The sequence below is a fragment of the Kitasatospora sp. NPDC097643 genome (assembly GCF_040302625.1).
Taxonomy (GTDB): Bacteria; Actinomycetota; Actinomycetes; order Streptomycetales; family Streptomycetaceae; genus Kitasatospora.
In genome coordinates this window covers 96,352-115,812 of sequence record NZ_JBEOSA010000019.1, presented here as the reverse complement: position 1 = coordinate 115,812, position 19,461 = coordinate 96,352, and the positions used below count along the sequence as shown (strand labels likewise).

Annotated in this window: 3 protein-coding genes; all 3 read left to right on the top strand. The window is 77.9% G+C overall.

Annotated elements, in window-relative coordinates; all coding sequences use genetic code 11:
* Positions 1–219: 219 nt before the first annotated feature.
* The 3 genes from ABTY15_RS15245 (at position 220) to ABTY15_RS15235 (ending at position 19,456) form a co-directional block, all read left to right on the top strand.
* Positions 220–1,269, top strand: coding sequence for a ketoacyl-ACP synthase III family protein (locus ABTY15_RS15245; RefSeq protein WP_350583315.1), 1,050 nt, complete (start codon positions 220–222; stop codon positions 1,267–1,269).
* 103 nt (positions 1,270–1,372) lie between these two features.
* Complete coding sequence (locus ABTY15_RS15240) at positions 1,373–2,077, top strand: SDR family oxidoreductase (protein WP_350583309.1); 705 nt, start codon at positions 1,373–1,375, stop codon at positions 2,075–2,077.
* Positions 2,078–2,293: 216 nt separating this feature from the next.
* Complete coding sequence (locus ABTY15_RS15235; protein ID WP_350583304.1) at positions 2,294–19,456, top strand: SDR family NAD(P)-dependent oxidoreductase; 17,163 nt, start codon at positions 2,294–2,296, stop codon at positions 19,454–19,456.
* Positions 19,457–19,461 lie beyond the last annotated feature (5 nt).

Here is a 19,461-nt window from a genome sequence, read left to right as displayed (position 1 = left end):
GTTCGGCGCGTTCCCCGACATTCGAATCCAGCGGGAGGTGGAGGAGCAACCCGTCAATAGTTGCAGGCGGCCGTGTGTCGAAGGTGGCATGGTCCGGAACAGCGAATTCGGGCCGTTCTGGCCGACGGCCGACGGCTGCTTTTAACCCGTTTCTATCCGCCCTCCGCAGACTTGGCCGGGAAGAGCCCGGAGAGCGCACGCCAGCAAGGAGGTCGAGGGATGAGGCTCGCGGAACCGGTGGCCATTACGGCCGCGGCGCTGTGGCTTCCCGAGGAGCGCGACCGCGTCGAGTGCGCGGTCCAGGAGGGCCGGCTGACGCCGCGCCACGCCCGGGACCTCGGGCACGAGGACGTCCCCGCCGCCGTCGAGGAGACGGCGCCCGACATGGCGGTGGCCGCCGCGCGCAAGGCGCTGGACACGGTCGGCATCGAGCCCAAGGAGCTCGACCTGACCTTCCACGCGAGCATGTACTACCAGGGGCACGACCTGTGGTCGCCCGCCCACTACATCGCGCACCGGATCGGCGCCGACCGCGCCCTGCCCATCGGCATCCAGCAGGTGTGCAACGGCGGCAGCACCGCCGTCCAGCTCGCCTCGACGTACCTGACCGCGGCCGGCCCCGCGGGCACGCCCCGGCGCGCCCTGGTCACCACCGCCGACCGCTTCACCGCGCCCGGCTTCGACCGCTGGGCCAGCGACTACGGGGTGGCCTACGGCGACGGCGGGACGGCGGTCGTGCTCAGCGGCCCCGGCGCGGACACCGAGGACGGGCTGCTGCTGCGCTCGACGGCCAGCACCGCCGCCGCCGAGCTGGAGGCCATGCACCGCGGCGTCGACCCCTTCGCACCGGTCTCCCGCGGGGTGCGCGACCGGGTCGACATGCGCGTCACCAAGCGCGCCTACCTGCGCGAACACGGCAACGAGCGGTTCGTCGAGGTCAACCGGCGCAGCATCCGCACGATCATCGCCGACGCCCTGGACGGCGCCGGGATGCACCCGCGCGACCCCCGGCTGCGCTACGCGGTGCTGCCCCGCTTCGGCCGCAAGACCCTCCAGGAGTCCTGGCTCGCCATCCTCGCCGAGGAGACCTCCGCCGAGCCGCTGGACTTCGGCCGCGCCACCGGCCACCTGGGCGCCGGCGACGCGGTGGCCGGCCTCGCGGACCTGCTGGACGCGGACGTGCTGGCCCCCGGCGAGGCCGCCCTGGTGTTCAGCGCGGGCGCCGGGTTCACCTGGTCCTGCCTGCTCGTCCAGGCCCCGGAGCGCTGACCGTTCCACGGGCGGTGCGCTGACCGTTCCACGGGCGGTGCGCCGCCCGGAAGGGCTCCACCGCGGCGAACGACCACCCCCCACGAAAGGCGACACACGAACCATGTCACGCTCCGTCTTCATCACCGGCGCCAACCGCGGCATCGGACTGGCGGTGGCCCGCGCGATGGCGGCCGACGGCGACCGGGTCGCGGTCGGCCACCGCGGGGGCGACGTCCCCGAGGGCTTCCTCGGCGTGCGCTGCGAGGTCACCGACCAGACCTCGGTGGAGGAGGCGCTGGAGACCGTCGCCCGCGAGCAGGGCCCGGTCGAGGTGCTGGTCGCCAACGCCGGCATCACCCGCGACACCCTGCTGCTGCGGATGGACGACAAGGCCTTCGACGAGGTGCTGGACGTCAACCTGCGGGGCGTGTTCCGGACGGTGCGCGCCGCGGCCGCCACCATGCTCGCCGAGCGGCGCGGCCGGATCGTGCTGCTCTCCTCCGCGCTCGGCTTCCTCGGCTCCCCCGGCCAGACCAACTACGCGGCCACCAAGACCGCGCTGCTGGGCTTCGCCCGGTCGCTGGCCTGGGAGTTGGGGCCGCGCGGGATCACCGTCAACCTCGTCGCCCCCGGCATCATCGAAACCGACATGACCAAGTCGCTGTCCGACCGCCGGATGCGCGACACCATGAAGATGACCCCGCTCGGCCGCCCCGGCACCGACCGCGAGGTGGCCGCCGCCGTGCGCTTCCTGGCCAGCGAGGAGGCCAGTTACATCACCGGCGCCGTCCTCCCGGTCGGCGGCGGCATCGGCATGGGCATCTGACGCCAGCACCCCCTTCCCCGGCGGGATCCGCCGGACAGGCCCCAGGACTCCCGGTCCGGGCAGCGACCGGGGCAGGCACCCGTCTGCCCCGGCGTCGATGCCCAACGTCCCGCCCGGACCGGGAAATTCGTCATGCGCCGCGACCCGCCGGCCGCCTCCCGCACCCGCCCCGGGAGCCGGCCGGCTTCCCCGCTCGGAACGAGGGAGACGGAACCGATGGACCAGCCGCCCACCGCGCAGCCCCGCCCGGAGCCGGGAGCACCAGACGCCCCGATCGCGGTGGGCGCCCCGACCGCGGTGGACGCCCCGATCGCGGTGATCGGTCTGGCCTGTCGTTTCCCCGGCGCGTCCTCGCCCGAGGCGTTCTGGCAGCTGCTGAGCGAAGGCCGCGACGCCGTCGTCCCGACCCCGCCCGAGCGCTGGGACGCCGCCGCCTGGTACGGCGACGGCGACCTGGACGCCCCCGGCCGGGCCGACCTGCGGCACGGCGGCTTCCTGGACTGGCCCACCGTCACCGGCTTCGACGCCGAGTTCTTCGGCATCGGCCCGCGCGAGGCCGCCGCCACCGACCCGCAGCAACGGCTGATGCTGGAACTCGGCTGGGAGGCCCTGGAGTACGCCCGCCTGGTCCCCGCGGCGCTGGCCGGCAGCACGACCGGCGTCTTCGTCGGCGCGATCTGGGACGACTACGCCACCCTGCTGCGCCGCGGCGGCGCCACGGGGACCACCCGGCACTGGGCGGCCGGACTGCAACGCGGCATCATCGCCAACCGCCTCTCGCACGCCCTCGGCCTGGCCGGGCCGAGCCTGGTGGTGGACACCGCCCAGTCCTCCTCCCTGGTCGCGGTGCACCTGGCCTGCGAGAGCCTGCGGCGCGGCGAGAGCACGCTCGCCCTGGCCGGCGGGGTGAACCTGGACCTCGCGGTGGAGAGCGCCGTCACCGCCGCCAAGCTCGGCGGCCTCTCCCCGGACGGCCGCTGCCACACCTTCGACGCCCGGGCCAACGGCTACGTGCGCGGCGAGGGCGGCGCCCTGGTGGTACTCCAGCGGCTCGACGACGCGCTCGCGGCCGGGGCCCCGGTGCTCTGCGTGATCCGCGGCAGCGCGGTCAACAACGACGGCGGCGGCACCGGCCTGACCGCGCCCAACCCGCAGGCCCAGGAGGCGGTGATCCGGCAGGCCTACCAGCGCGCCGGCACCGACCCGGCCGACGCCCAGTACGTCGAACTGCACGGCACCGGCACCCGGGCCGGCGACCCGGTGGAGGCCGCCGCCCTCGGCGCCGCGGTGGGCCGCGCGCGCCGGGCGGGCGAGGGGCCGCTGCGGGTCGGGTCGGTGAAGACCAACCTCGGCCACCTCGAAGGCGCGGCCGGTATCGCCGGGTTCGTCAAGGCCGCCCTCGCCATCGGGCACCGGCTCGTCCCGCCGAGCCTGCACTACCGGACCCCGCACCCGGCCATCCCGCTGGACGACCTCAACCTCGCCGTCCACACCGAGCTCTCGCCCTGGCCGCAGGAGGAGCGCGAACTGGTCGCCGGCGTCAGCTCCTTCGGCCTCGGCGGCACCAACTGCCATGTGGTGCTGGCCGAACCGCCGCCCGTACCCGAGGCGGAGGACGAGGCGGCGGAGCGGGTACCGGCCGCCGGCGCCGTTCCGTGGCCGCTGTCCGCCCGCGGTGGCGCGGCACTGCGGGCCCAGGCCGCCCGTCTCGCCTCGTATGTGACGGAGCATCAGAACCTCGACCCGGCGGACGTCGGCCACGCCCTGGCCACCACCCGCTCGGTCTTCGAGCACCGCGCGGTGGTGGTCGGCGCCGACCGCGCGGAGCTGCTCGCCGGGCTCACCGCCCTCGCCGAGGACCGGCCCGCCCGCACCACCGTGCTGTCCACCGCCCCGGCCGGGCGGGGCCGCACCGTCCTGGTCTTCCCCGGCCAGGGCTCCCAGTGGGCGGCCATGGGCCGCGAACTGCTGGCCGACAGCGCGGTCTTCGCCGAACGGATCGCCGCCTGCGAGGAGGCGCTCGCCGAGTTCGTCGACTGGTCGCTCGAGGCCGTGCTGCGCGGCGAACCCGACGCGCCGTCCCTGGAACGGGTGGACGTCGTCCAGCCCGCGCTGTGGGCCGTCATGGTCTCGCTCGCCGCGGTGTGGCAGGCCCACGGCGTCACCCCGGACGCGGTGGTCGGCCACTCCCAGGGCGAGATCGCCGCCGCCCAGGTCGCCGGGGTGCTGTCGCTGCGGGACGCGGCCAAGGTCGTCGCACTGCGCTCCCGGGCCCTCGCCCGGCTCGCCGGGACCGGCGGCATGGTCTCCGTGCCGCTGCCCGTCGCCGAGGTCGCCGAGCGCATCGCGCCCTGGCACGACCGGGTCTCGGTGGCCGCCGTCAACGGCCCCTCCGCCACCGTGCTCGCCGGCGACACCGCCGTCCTCGACCAACTCCTCGCCGCCTACCAGGCGGAGGACGTCCGGGCGCGACGGATCGACGTCGACTACGCCTCGCACTCCCCCGGCGTCGAGGCCGTCCGGGACGACCTGCTCGCCGCCCTCGCCGACATCACCCCCCGCCCGGCCACCGACGCCGCCTTCTGGTCCACCGTCACCGCCGGCCCGGTCGCCGACACCACGGCGCTGGACGCCGGCTACTGGTACCGGAACCTGCGCCAGACCGTGCGGTTCGAGGAGACCGTCCGCGGCCTGCTCGCCGACGGGGCCCGGCTGTTCGTCGAGTCCAGCCCGCACCCCGTGCTCGTCGTCGGCGTCCAGGAGACCGCCGAGCCGGTCACCACCCCGGCGGACCCGGCCACCGTCGTCGGCACGCTCCGGCGCGAGGACGGCGGCCGGACCAGGCTGCTCACCTCGCTCGCCCAGGCCCAGGTGGCCGGCGCCGCCGTGGACTGGACCCCCTTCTTCGGCCGCACCCGGCCGGTCGAGCTGCCCACCTACGCCTTCCAGCGCACGCCCTACTGGCTGCCGGAGCCCGGCTCGGCGGTACTCCCCGCGCCCGCCCCTGTCGCCGCCCCCGCCCCCGTCGCGGGGGCTCCGCGGACCGGCGGGGAGCCGCAGTCGCTGGCCGAACGGCTGGCCGCGCTGCCCGAGCCCGACCGGGACGCCCGGCTGGTCGAGCTCGTCCGGGAACAGACGGCCGCCGTCCTCGGCCACGACTCCGGCGGCGCGGTCGGCGCGGACCGCGCCTTCAAGGAGTCCGGCTTCGACTCCCTCGCCGCCGTCGAACTGCGCAACCGCCTGAACGCGGCCACCGGGCTGCGGCTGCCCACCACCGCCGTCTTCGCCCACCCCACCCCCCGCGCGCTGGCCGCCCACCTGCGCACCGCGCTGCTCGGCCCGGACGGTACGACGGCACCGCGGACCACCATCGACGCCGCCACCATCGACGCCCCCGCCATCGACGCTCCCGCCGCCGAGGACGATCCGGTGGTGATCGTCGGGATGGCCTGCCGGTTCCCGGGCGGGGCCACCGGCCCGGAGGAGCTGTGGCGGCTGGTCGCCGAGGGCCGCGACGCCGTCAGCCCCTTCCCCGACAACCGGGGCTGGGACCTCGACGCGCTCCACCACCCCGACCCGCAGCACCCGGGCACCAGCTACACCCGGCGCGGCGGCTTCCTGCACGACGCCGACCGCTTCGACGCCGAGTTCTTCGGCCTGGCACCGCGCGAGGCCCTGGCCACCGACCCGCAGCAGCGGCTGCTGCTCGAAGTCGCCTGGGAGGCCTTCGAACGCGCCGGAATCGACCCCGGCCCGCTGCGCGGCAGCCGCACCGGCGTCTTCACCGGGCTGATGGCCTCCGACTACGGGCCGCGCCTGCACGAGGCCGCGCACGGCACCGACGGCTACCTGCTGACCGGCGGCGCCGGCAGCGTGGCCTCCGGGCGGCTCGCCTACGTCTTCGGGCTGGAGGGTCCGGCGGTCTCGGTCGACACCGCCTGCTCGTCCTCGCTGGTCGCGCTGCACCTGGCCGCGCAGTCGCTGCGCCAGGGCGAGTGCTCGCTCGCCCTGGTCGGCGGGGTGACGGTGATGTCGACCCCGGGCACCTTCGTCGAGTTCAGCCGCCAGCGCGGGCTCGCCGAGGACGGGCGCTGCAAGGCTTTCGCCGCAGCCGCCGACGGCACCGGCTGGGGCGAGGGAGTGGGCATCCTGCTCGTCGAGCGGCTGTCCGACGCCCACCGGAACGGGCACCGGGTGCTGGCCGTGGTCCGCGGCTCGGCGATCAACCAGGACGGCGCCAGCAACGGCCTCACCGCACCGAGCGGCCCGGCCCAGGAGCGGGTGATCCGGCAGGCGCTGGCCGCCGCCGGGCTCACCACCGCCGACGTGGACGCCGTCGAGGCGCACGGCACCGGCACCCGGCTGGGCGACCCGATCGAGGCCCAGGCGCTGCTCGCCACCTACGGGCAGGGGCGGTCCCAGGACCAGCCGGTGTGGCTCGGCTCGGTCAAGTCCAACCTCGGCCACCCGCAGGCCGCCGCCGGCGTCGCCGGGGTGATCAAGATGGTCATGGCGATGCGCCACGGCCTGCTGCCCCGCACCCTGCACGTGGACGCGCCCACCGCGGAGGTGGACTGGTCCTCCGGTGTCGTCGCCCTGCTCACCGAGAACACCCCCTGGCCCGCCGGCCACCGCCCGCGCCGGGCCGCCGTCTCCTCGTTCGGCATCAGCGGCACCAACGCCCACGTCATCCTCGAAGAGCCCGAGCCGGATTCCGTTGATGCTGGTGCCGCCCCCGAACGACCGCTGCCGCTGGTGCTGTCCGCACGTACGCCCGAGGCGCTGCGCGAGCAGGCACGGCACCTCGGTCTTCACCTGACGGCCCGGCCGCAGGACCGCACGGTCGACGTCGCGTACACCCTGGCCGCGACCCGGACCGCCTTCGAACACCGCGCGGTGGTCCTGGGCACGGGCCGGGCGGAGCTGCGCGCCGGGCTGGAAGCCGTCGCCGCCGGAGCCGAGGGCGTGGTCCACGCCGCCGTCCCGGCCGAGGGCACCACGGCCGCCGGGCCCGCTGCGGCTCCCGGACCGGACGGACCCACCACCACCCCCGCGCCCGCTGCGCCCGGCGGGCTCGTCGCGGCCGCCGCCGAGGACTTCGTCCAGGGGCTCACCGTGGACTGGTCGGTGGTGTTCGCCGACACCGGCGCCCGCGTCGTCGAGCTGCCCACCTACCCGTTCCAGCGCACGCGCTACTGGCTGGACGCCCGCGCCACTGCCCCGGGCACCGCCGTAAGCCCCGCCGACGGCGGGAGCGAGCAGCTCTTCTGGGCCGCGGTGGAGCGGGGTGACGCCGCCGCCGTCGCCGCCCAGCTGGATTCCGGTGCCGAGCCGGACGGCCCCACCACCAAGGCGCTGGCTGCGGCCCTGCCGGCGCTGTCCCGCTGGCACGACCGCCGACGGGCCGACGCGGCGCTGGACACCCTGCGCTACCGGGTCCGCTGGCACCCGGCCGGCCTCGCCCCCGCCACCACCCCCGCCGGCCGCTGGCTGGTGGTCGTCCCGGCGGACGCAAGCCCGGCCGGGCCCTGGGCGGAGGCGGCCGTTCGGGCGCTGGCCGCTCGGGGTGTCGAGATTCGGCGGCTCGCCGTCGACCCGACCGCCGACCGGGACCGGGTCGGCGGGCTGCTGCGCGACGCGTTCGAGGGGGCCCGCCCGGCCGGCGTGCTCTCGCTGCTCGCCCTGGCCGAGGGGGCGCTGCCCGGCCGTCCGGCCGTGCCCGCCGGTCTGGCCGCCTCGCTCGCGCTGACCCAGGCGCTCGGCGAGCTGGAGGTCACCGCCCCGCTCTGGCACGCCACCAGCGGCGCCGTGGGCACCGGTGTCGGGGATCCGGTCCGGCACCCGGAGCAGGCCCAGCTCTGGGGTCTGGGGCGGATCGTCGCCCTGGAGCACCCCGAGCGCCGCGGCGGCCTGGTCGACCTGCCCGCCGAGGCCGACGCGGCCTCCGTCGACCACCTGCTCGCCGTGCTGGCCGGCGACGGCCCGGAGGACCAGCTCGCGGTCCGGCCGTCCGGCGTGTTCGCCCGCCGGCTGGAGCGGGCCCCCGCGCCGCCGTACGCCGGCCGCCCGTGGCGCACCCACGGGACCGCGCTGGTCACCGGCGGCACCGGGGCGCTCGGCGCCCTGGTGGCCCGCCGGCTCGCCGAGGCCGGGGCCGAACACCTGCTGCTGGTCAGCCGGCGCGGCGCGCAGGCCCCCGGCGCCGAGCGGCTGCGCGCCGAGCTGACCGCGCTCGGCGCCCGGGTCACCCTCGCCGCCTGCGACGCCGCCGACCGCGACGCGCTCGCCGCCGTCCTCGCCGCGCTGCCGGAAGACCTGCCGCTGACGGCCGTCGTGCACGCGGCCGGGCAGCTGGACGACGCGCTGCTCGAGGACCTCACCCCCGAGCGGCTGGACCGCGCGCTGCGCGCCAAGGCCACCGCCGCCCGGAACCTGGACGAGCTGACCAGGGGCGCCGAGCTGTCCGCCTTCGTGCTGTTCTCCTCCGTTGCCGCCACCTGGGGTCTGCCCGGGCAGGGCGGCTACGCCCCCGGCAACGCCCACCTCGACGCGCTCGCGCAGCGCCGCCGGGCCGAGGGCCTGCCGGCCACCTCGATCGCCTGGGGCCCGTGGGCCGGCGCCGGGATGGCCGCCGGTCCGGCCGTCGCCGAGCAGCTCGGGCGGCTCGGCCTGGCCGGGCTCGACCCCGGGCAGGGCCTGGCCGCGCTGGAGCGGGCGCTGACCGCCGGGGACGACTGCGTCACGGTGGCGCGGGTCGACTGGGACGTCCTGGTCCCCGCCGTCACCCTGGCCCGTCCGCACCCGCTGTTCGACACCGTCCCCGAGGCGCGCCGGGTGGTCGCCGCCGCTCCGGCCGCCGCCGACGCGGACGGCGGGGACCTGGCCCGGCGGCTGGCCGGGCTCGACCCGGAGGACCGCGCGCAGGCGGTGTCCGAGCTGGTGCGCGGGGCCGTCGCGACCGTCCTCGGGTTCGCCTCCGCCGAGCAGGTGCGGGAGGGCCGGGTCTTCTCCGAGCTCGGCCTCACCTCGCTGAGCGCGGTGGAGCTGCGCAACCGCCTGAACGCGGCGACCGGGCTGCGGCTCTCCCCGACCCTGGTCTACGACCACCCCACCCCCCGCGCGGTGGCCGGGGTGGTGCTGGCCCGGCTCGCCGGTGCGGACGACCGGCTCACCGACACCGCCACCGCTCTCCCGGCCGCTCTCCCGGCCACGGCCGACGAGCCGATCGCGATCGTCGGCATGGCCTGCCGGTACCCCGGTGGGGTGAGCTCGCCGGAGGGCCTGTGGGACCTCGTCGTCTCGGGCACCGACGCGATCGGCGAGCTGCCCGGGGACCGCGGCTGGGACCTCGACCGGCTGTTCCACCCGGAGCCCGGCCGACCCGGCACCACGTACAGCCGGCACGGCGGATTCCTGTACGACGCGGGCGAGTTCGACGCGGCGTTCTTCGGGATCAGCCCGCGCGAGGCGCTCGCCATGGACCCGCAGCAGCGCCTGTTGCTGGAGACCGGCTGGGAGGCGGTCGAACGCGCCGGCATCGACCCGGCCGCCCTGCGCGGCAGCGCCACCGGGGTGTACGTCGGCGCGTCCAACGGCGAGTACGGCCCGCGGCTGGCGGAGCCGAGCGGCGGCGCCGAGGGCTACGTGCTGACCGGCAGCGCCGCGAGCGTGGCCTCCGGGCGGCTCGCCTACGCCCTGGGGCTGGAGGGCCCGGCGGTCTCGGTCGACACCGCCTGCTCCACCTCGCTGGTGGCGCTGCACCTGGCCGCGCAGTCGCTGCGCCAGGGCGAGTGCTCGCTCGCGCTGGCGGGCGGGGTGACGGTCATGTCGAGCCCGGGTGTCTTCGTCGAGTTCTCCCGGCAGCGCGGGCTGGCACCCGACGGCCGCTGCAAGCCCTTCGCCGCCGCGGCCGACGGCACCGGCTGGGGCGAGGGCGTCGGCGTGGTGGTGCTGGAGCGGCTGTCCGACGCGCGTCGGAACGGGCACCGGGTGCTCGCCGTGGTCCGCGGCTCGGCGATCAACCAGGACGGCGCCAGCAACGGCCTCACCGCCCCCAACGGACCCGCCCAGGAACGGGTGATCCGGCAGGCCCTGACCGCCGCGGGGCTCACCACCGCCGACGTGGACGCCGTCGAGGCGCACGGCACCGGCACCCGGCTGGGCGACCCGATCGAGGCCCAGGCCGTCCTCGCCACCTACGGGCAGGGCCGCCCGCAGGACCAGCCGCTGCACCTCGGCTCGGTCAAGTCCAACCTCGGCCACCCGCAGGCCGCCGCCGGCGTCGCCGGAGTGATCAAGATGGTCATGGCGATGCGCCACGGCCTGCTGCCCCGCACCCTGCACCTCGACGAGCCGACGCCGTACGTGGACTGGTCCTCCGGCGCCGTCGCCCTGCTCACCGAGAACACCCCCTGGCCCGCCGGCCACCGCCCGCGCCGGGCCGCCGTCTCCTCGTTCGGCATCAGCGGCACCAACGCCCACGTCATCCTCGAACAGCCCGATGAGCAACCGGTGGACCAGCCCGAACCCCACCCGGGCACGGCGGAGGACGCCACCCCGTGGGTGCTCTCCGGTCGGACGCCCGGCGCGCTGCGGGCCCGCGCCGCGCAGCTGCTCGCCCTGACGGCCGACCGGCCCGAGCTCGACCCGGTGGCCGTGGCCCGCGCCCTGGCCACCACCCGGTCGGCCTTCGAGCACCGCGCGGTGGTCCTGGGCGCCGGCCGGGCGGAGCTGCGCGCCGGACTCGAAGCCGTCGCCGCGGGCGCCGAGGACGTGGTCGGCACCGCCGCCATCGGGCTCGGCACCGCCGCCACCGGGCTCGCCGCCGCAGCGGCCGAGGAGTTCACGGCCGGCGCCGAGGTGGACTGGGCGGCCGTCCTCGGCCGCGCCGAGGGCCCCGCCGTCGAGCTGCCCACCTACCCCTTCCAGCGCACCCGGTACTGGCTGGACGCCCCCGCCGCCCCGGCCACCGCCGCGCGTACCGCCGGTCAGCGGCCGGTGGAGCATCCGCTGCTCTCCTCGGTGCTGCACCTCGCGGGCACCGACGAGTACGTGCTCACCGGCCGGCTGGCCGACCGGGCGCAGCCGTGGCTCGGGGACCACCGGGTCGCGGGCGCCGTCCTGCTGCCCGGCACCGCCTTCGTCGAACTCGCGCTCTGCGCCGGCCGGCAGGTCGGCTGCGGGCGGCTCGACGAGCTCGGCCTGACCGCGCCGCTGCTCCCGCCGCCCGCCGGTGGCGTCGCGCTCCAGGTGGCGGTGGGCTCCGCCGACGGGGCGGGCCGCCGGACCGTCCGGATCTTCTCCCGCGCCGAGCACGCCGGGGCGGCCCAGCCGTGGACGCAGCATGCCGCCGGCCTGCTCGCGCCGCTGTCGGCACCCGCCCCGGACCGGCCCGACGCGCCGTCACCCGCCGCTTGGCCCCCGCCCGGCGCCGTCCCGGTCGAGACCGACGACCTGTACCAGCGGCTGGCCCGCCGGGGCTACGGCTACGGGCCCGCGTTCCGGAACCTGGTCCGGGCCTGGCGCAGCGGCGAGGACGTCCTCGCCGAGGTCGCGCTGACCGGCCCCGAGCAGGACGAGGCCGACCGGTACGCGGTGCACCCGGCGCTGCTGGACGCGGCCCTGCACACCATCGACCTGGCCGCCCGGGGCGACGGCGGCGAGGCCCCGGCCGTGCTGCCGTTCGCCTGGCAGCGGGTCACGGTGGACCTGCGCGGCGCCACCGCCCTGCGGGTCCGGCTCACCATGGCCGGGGCCGGCGAGGCCTCGCTCACCGTGGACGACCAGGAGGGGCGCCGGGTGGCGGCCGTCGGGTCCGTGGTGCTGCGCCCGGCGCCGGCGGACCTGGCGGCCGGCCGGTCCGACGCCGGGGAGAGCGGGCTCCTCCGCCTCACCTGGACGGCCGTCCCCCACCCGACCGCCCCGGCGGCGCCGGAGCGGCCCGGGCGGGCGGCGGTGCTCGGCGCGGCGGATCTGCTGCCCGGCGAGCCCGCGCTCCGCTGTGCCGACCTCGCCGGGCTGCGCACCGCGCTCGACGCCGGGGAGCCGGTGCCCGCGCTGGTGTTCGCCACCACCGGCCCGCCGCCCCGCCCGGAGCGCGACCCGGAACGCGACCCGGAACGCGCCTCGGAACGCGCCTCGGAGGACGGCGCGCGGTCCGGCCTGGCTGACGACCCGGACGACGACCCGGACGCCGGTTCCGTCGCGGACCGTGCGCTCGGCACGACGGCCCGGGCCCTCGCCCTGGTCCAGGAGTTCCTCGCCGAGGAGCGGCTGACCCCGGCGCGGCTGGTCCTGGTCACCCGGTCCGCGGTGGCCGTGGCTCCGGGCGAGGCTCCGGACCCCGCCGAGGCCGCCGTCTGGGGGCTGCTGAGCTCCGCCCAGACCGAGCACCCCGGCCGGCTGGTCCTCGTCGACCTCGACGACGCCCCCGCCTCGGCCCGCGCACTGGCGGCCGCGGCGGCCGAGGTGACCGGCACCGAGCCCCAACTGGCCCTGCGGGCAGGCACCGTACGGGTGCCGCGGCTGGCCCGGGCCGAGGCCCCCGAGCAGCGGGCGGCCCGCCCGCTCGACCCGGACGGCACCGTGCTGATCACCGGCGGCACCGGCCTGCTCGGCCGGCTGGTCGCCCGTCACCTGGTGGCCGAGCACGGCGCGCGGCACCTGCTGCTGGTCGGTCGGCGCGGCGAACGGGCGCCGGGCGTCGCGGAGTTGCGGGCCGAGCTGACCGGGCTGGGCGCCCGGGTCACGGTGGCGGGCTGCGACCTCGCCGACCGCGCGGCGCTGGCGGCGCTGCTGGCCGGTGTCCCCGCCGCGCACCCGCTCACCGCGGTGGTGCACGCCGCCGGGGTGCTGGACGACGGCGCGATCGGCTCACTGACCCCCGAACGGCTCGCCCGCACCTTCCTCCCGAAGGCCCATGTTGCCCTACACCTGCATGAGTTGACGCAGCATCAGCCGCTGTCGGCCTTCGTCCTGTTCTCCTCGGCCGCCGGGCTGCTCGGTTCGGCCGGCCAGGGCAACTACGCGGCCGCCAACGCCTTCCTGGACGCCCTGGCGCTCCGCCGCCGCAGCCTCGGCCTGCCCGCCACCGCGCTCGCCTGGGGCCTCTGGGCGGAGCGCAGCGGGCTGACCGCCGGCCTCGGCGAGGCCGATCTGCGCCGGCTCGCCCGGATCGGCGTGCTGCCGCTGGGCACCGCCGACGGGCTGGCCCTGCTGGACGCGGCGCTGGCCGCCGACGAACCGCTCCTCGCACCGGTGCGTCTCCAGCCAGCCGATCCGACGACGGATGCCCCCGCGGCGGAGGGCCGGCCCGGCGCGGTCCCGCCCCTGCTGCGGGACCTCCGCCGGCCCGAGCCGACCCGCCGGGCGGCCCGTCCGGCGGCCCCCACCGCCGCGTCGGCCACCGCCCCCACCACCGCGCCGGCCGACCGGGTGCGGGCCCTCGACGAGGCGGAACGCCTGCGCGAACTGGGCGCTCTGGTGCGCGCCGAGGCCGCGGCCGTCCTCGGGCTCGACGCCCTGGACGAGAGCCAGGACACCCGGGCCTTCGCCCAGTTCGGCATGGACTCGCTGACCGCGCTCGAACTGCGCAACCGGCTCGGGGCCGCCACCGGTCTCACCCTGCCCGCCGGCCTGGTCTTCGACCGGCCCACCCCGCAGGAGCTGGCCGGGTACCTGGCGTCCCGCCTCCGGGGCCCCGAGGCGGAGCCGGAGACCGCGCCCACCCCCTCCTCCGCCGCGCGCCCCGGCGCCGACGAGCCGATCGCGATCGTCGCGATGGCCTGCCGCTACCCCGGCGACGCGGACAGCCCCGAGGCGCTCTGGGCGCTGGTGGCCAACGGCGTCGACGCCGTCGGCGAGCTGCCCACCGACCGCGGCTGGGACCTCGACCGGCTGTACGACCCGGACCCGGCCACCCCCGGCACCAGCTACGCCCGGCACGGCGCGTTCCTGCGCGGCGCGACCGGCTTCGACGCCGCGTTCTTCGGGATCAACCCGCGCGAGGCGCTCGCCATGGACCCGCAGCAGCGCGTCCTCCTGGAGACCAGCTGGGAGGCGGTCGAGCGGGCCGGGATCGACCCCGCGACCCTGCGCGGCAGCCGGACCGGCGTCTTCGCGGGCGTGATGTACCACGACTACGGCTCGTGGGCGCGCCGGGTGCCCGTGGAGGTCGAGGGCTACCTCGGCTCCGGGACGGCGGGCAGCGTGGCGTCCGGCCGGGTCGCGTACGCGCTGGGACTGGAGGGCCCGGCGGTCTCGGTCGACACCGCCTGCTCCTCCTCCCTGGTGGCGCTGCACCTGGCCGCGCAGTCGCTGCGCTCCGGCGAGAGCGACCTCGCGCTGGCCGGCGGCGTGACGGTGATGTCGACGCCGACCCCGTTCATCGAGTTCTCCCGGCAGCGCGGGCTGGCGCCGGACGGCCGCTGCAAGCCCTTCGCCGCCGCGGCCGACGGCACCGGCTGGGGCGAGGGCGTCGGCGTCCTGCTGCTCGAACGGCTCTCCGACGCGCGACGGCACGGCCACCCGGTGCTGGCGCTGCTGCGCGGCTCGGCGGTCAACCAGGACGGCGCCAGCAACGGCCTCACCGCCCCCAACGGACCGGCCCAGGAGCGGGTGGTCCGCCAGGCGCTGGCCGCCGCTGGGCTGACCGCGGCGGAGGTCGACGCGGTCGAGGCGCACGGGACCGGCACCGCGCTGGGCGACCCGATCGAGGCCGAGGCGCTGCTCGCGGTCTACGGGCCGGACCGGGCGCCGGACCGGCCGCTGCACCTCGGGTCGGTCAAGTCCAACATCGGCCACACCCAGGCCGCCGCCGGCGTCGCCGGGGTGATCAAGATGGTGATGGCGATGCGCCACGGCGCACTGCCCCGCACCCTGCACGTGGACCGGCCGACCCCGCACGTGGACTGGGGCTCCGGCGCGGTGGCGCTGCTCACCGAGAGCCGCCCGTGGCCCGCCACCGGCCGCCCGCGCCGGGCCGGCGTCTCCTCCTTCGGGATCAGCGGCACCAACGCGCACGTCCTGCTCGAACAGGCCCCGGTGGAGCGGTCCGTGGCGCGGATCGCCGCGCCGGCCGGCGGCGCCGACGGCTCGGCCGTCCCGTGGCTGCTGTCCGGCCGCGACCCGCAGGCGCTGCGCGCCCAGGCCCGCCGGCTGCGCGGGCGGCTCGACCAGCGCCCCGACCTGCGCCCGCTCGACGTCGCCTACTCGCTGGCCACCGGCCGGTCGGCCTTCGGGCACCGCGCCGCCCTGGTGGCCACGACCCGCGAGGACCTGCTGGAACGGCTGGACGAGCTGATCGCCGACGGCCCGGCCGACGCGCCGGCCGGGCAGACCATGCAGACCGGGCAGGCCGGGCAGGCCGGGCCGCACCCGGCGGGCGGCGGGCGGCTGGCCTTCCTGTTCGCCGGCCAGGGCAGCCAGCGGCTCGGCATGGGCCGCCGACTCCGCGCCCGGCACCCGGTGTTCGCCGCCGCCTTCGACGAGGTCTGCGCCGAGCTGGACCGACACCTGCCGCGCCCGCTGCGGGAGGTGCTCGACGCCGGGCCGGACACCGAGGAGGCCGCGCTGCTCGACCGGACCGAGTACACCCAACCGGCGCTGTTCGCGGTCGAGGTGGCGCTCTTCCGGTTGCTGGAGTCCTGGGGTGTGCGCCCGGACGTGCTGGCCGGCCACTCCATCGGCGAACTGGCCGCCGTCCACGTCGCCGGGGTGCTGAGCCTGGCCGACGCGGCCGTGCTGGTGGCCGCCCGGGCCCGGCTGATGCAGGCCCTGCCGGCCGGCGGGGCGATGGTGGCGGTGGCCGCCGCCGAGGCCGAGGTGCTGCCGCTGCTGACCGAGGGCGCGGCCCTCGCCGCCGTCAACGGCCCGTCCGCCGTGGTGCTCTCGGGCCGGACGGACGCGGTGCTGGCGGTCGCCGAGCAGCTGCGCGAACGCGGCCGTCGGACCACCCGGCTGCGGGTCAGCCATGCCTTCCACTCCCCGCTGATGGATCCGATGCTGGACGAACTGCGCTCGGTGGCAGCCGGATTGACGTTCCACCAGCCCACCCTGCCGATCGTCTCCACGGTGACCGGCCGCCCGGCCACCGCCGAGGAGCTCGGCTCGCCGGACTACTGGGCGGAGCAGGTCCGCCGGCCCGTCCGGTTCCACGACGCCGTACTGCGTCTGGCCGAGGACGGCGTGCGCACCGTGCTGGACCTCGGGCCCGACGGTTCGCTCGCCACCCTCGCCGCCCTCGCCGCCCAGCCGGGTGGCGAGCGGGCCGACAGTGGTGACACCGGTCCGGTCGTGGCCGCCGTGGCCGCGCTGCGCCGCGACCGGCCCGAACCGGACGCGCTGGCCGACGCCCTCGGCCGCCTGCACGTCCACGGCGTGCCGGTCGACTGGGCGGCCTACTTCGCCGGCTCCGGCGCCCGCCGGATCGACCTGCCGACGTACGCCTTCCAGCCGGAGCACTACTGGCTGCCGGTCACCCCCGAGACGGCGGGCCCCGAGACGGCCGGCCCCGCCGGGGCGCAGCTGGCGGACGCCGGGCTCGGCCCGTCGGCCCACCCGCTGCTCGGCGCCTGGGTCGACCTGCCCGACGGCGAGGAGCTGTTGGGCACCGGTCGGCTCGCGCTGGCCACCCACCCCTGGCTGGCCGACCACGCCGTACGCGGCCAGGTGCTGCTGCCCGGCGCCGCGTTCGTGGAGCTCGCCCTGGAGGCCGGCGGCCGGCTCGGCTGCGAGCGGCTGGCCGAACTCACCCTGCGCAGCCCGCTGGTGCTGCCCGCGCGGGAACAGGAGGGCGTCCAGCTGCGCGTCCGGGTCGCCGGGCCCGATGCCGACGGGCACCGACCGCTGTCGGTGCACGCCCGCCCCGAGGGCGCCGGGCGCGGCACCCCGTGGACCCTGCACGCCACCGGCCTCCTGGCCGAGGCCGAGGTCGACGCCGGGGCCGGGGCCGAGACCTCAGCTGCAGCCGACACCGCGTGGCCCCCGCCCGGCGCCGTCGCCGTCCCGGTCGACGGCCTGTACGAGCGGCTGGCCGCCACCGGGGTGGCGTACGGCCCGACGTTCCAGGGCCTGACCGCGGCCTGGACCCACGACGGCCGGCTGCTCGCCGAGGTGGCCCTGCCCATGCCGGCCTCGGCTGATCAATTCGGCCTGCACCCCGCCCTGCTGGACGCCGCACTGCACGCTGCCGCCCTGCTCACCCCGGACCCCGGCCCGGACCCCGACCCGGCCGCCACCGCACCCCGGTTGCCTTTCCTCTGGAGCGACGTCACCCTGCACGCGACCGGCGCGGACCGGCTGCGGGTGCGGATCGACGTCGACGGCGACACCCTCGCGCTCCACCTCGCGGACGCCACCGGCGCCCCCGTCGCCACGGTCGGCTCGCTGCTGCTGCGCCCGGCGGGCCCCGCCGCCCCGGGCGCGCCCGACGCCCCCGACGCCCCCGTCGACCGGCCGCTGTACCAACTGAGCTGGCGCCCGCTGCCCGCCGCAGCGGCGCCCGTCGCGCAGAGCTGGGCGGCGATCGGGCCGGACACGCCGGACGCCCCGGTCGGCGCCCGTGCGCTGCGCTACACCGACCTCGACGCGCTGTTCGCCGGCCTCGACCGGGGCTGCCAGGCGCCCGACGTCGTCTACCTGCGGGTGAGTACCGGCGCGGCGGGCGACCCCCTGCCGGAGCGCACCCGGGCCGTCCTCAACCGCACCGCCGCCCTGCTCCGTTCCTGGACCGCCGACCAGCGGCTGGATGCCACCCGGCTGGTGCTGCTGACCCGGCACGCCGTGGCCACCGGGCCCGGGGACGAGACGGTCGACCCGGCCGCCGCCGCGGTGTGGGGGCTGGTGCGGTCCGTCCAGAGCGAGCACCCGGGCCGGGTCGTCCTCCTCGACACCGACACCGACACCGAGGCCGCGGCCGGCCCCAACGCCGACACCGAGACCGATCCCGCCGCCCTGCCCGCCGCCGTCGGCTCCGACGAGCCGCAGCTCGCCGTCCGCGCCGGAGCCGTCAGCGTGCCCCGGCTCACGGCGGCGCCCGAGCACTCCGGCCCGTCCGCCGCCCCGGTGTTCGGGCCCGAGGGCACCGTGCTGGTCACCGGCGGCACCGGCGGCCTGGGCGCGCTGGTCGCCCGCCACCTGGTCACCCGGTACGGCGTCCGTTCGCTGCTGCTGGTCGGCCGGCGCGGCCCGGCCGCGCCTGGGGCCGGGCCGCTGGCCGAGGAGCTCGGCCGACTGGGCGCGCAGGTCCGGATCGCCGCCTGCGACGTGGCCGACCGGGCCGCCCTCGCGCGGCTCCTCGACACCCTGCCCGGCGACCAGCCGCTCACCGGGGTGGTGCACTGCGCCGGCACGCTCGACGACGGCGTGCTCGAATCGCTCACCCCCGAGCGGGTCGACCAGGTGCTGCGCCCCAAGGCCGACGCGGCCTGGCACCTGCACGAGCTGACCAGGGACCACAAGCCCGCGGCCTTCGTGCTCTTCTCCTCCGTCGCCGGCACGCTCGGCTCCGCCGGACAGGGCAACTACGCGGCCGCCAACGCCTTCCTGGACGCCCTGGCGCTCCACCGCCGCAGCCTCGGCCTGCCCGCCACCACGCTCGCCTGGGGCTGGTGGGGCGGCCCGGCGGGCATGGCCGGCGCGCTCGACGGTGCCGACCGGGCCCGGCTGGCCCGGGTCGGCGTCGCCGCCCTGGAGCCGGCCGAGGCGCTCGCCCTGTTCGACGCCGCGCTCGACCGGGACGCGGCGGCGCTCGCCCCGGTCCGGCTGGACCCGGCCGTGCTGCGGGCCCGGGCCGACCAGGGCGTGCTGGCCCCGGTCCTGCACGAGCTGGCCGCCTCCGGGGCTCCGCAGTCTCCCGAGGCCCCCGAGGCCCCCGAGGTCCGACCGGTCCGCCCGATCCGACCGGTCCGCCGCCGGGCCGCCGCCCGCCCGGCGCCCGCCCCGGTCTGGCGGGAGCGGCTGCGGACCACCGCCCCCGCGCAGCACGAGCAGCTGTTGCTCGACCTGGTGCGCAAGGAGGTGGCCAGGGTCCTGGGCCGGCCGTCCCACGCCGCCGTCGCGGCCCACGACCGGCTGCTCGACCTGGGCTTCGACTCGCTCACCGCCGTCGAGCTGCGCAACCGGCTGGGCGAGCTCTGCGGCCTCCCGCTGCCGACCACCCTGGTCTTCGACCACCCCACCCCGGCGGGCCTGGCCGCCCACCTGCGGCAACGGCTCGCCGACGACCGGGACGCGGCCACCGGACCCGTCCTGGCAGACGACCCGGTACCCGTCCCGGGCCCGGCACCCGTCCCGGACCAGGCGCCCGCCGGCGCCGCCCTGACCGGGCTCGGCCGGGACGAGCTGCTCGCCTTCATCGACGAGCACCTCCGCCGGCCCTGAACCGC

Bases quoted from the DNA above. Each gene is read 5' to 3' on its own strand.
- ABTY15_RS15245 (WP_350583315.1), top strand. From the start codon at position 220: ATGAGGCTCGCGGAACCGGTGGCCATTACGGCCGCGGCGCTGTGGCTT.
- ABTY15_RS15240 (WP_350583309.1), top strand. From the start codon at position 1,373: ATGTCACGCTCCGTCTTCATCACCGGCGCCAACCGCGGCATCGGACTG.
- ABTY15_RS15235 (WP_350583304.1), top strand. From the start codon at position 2,294: ATGGACCAGCCGCCCACCGCGCAGCCCCGCCCGGAGCCGGGAGCACCA.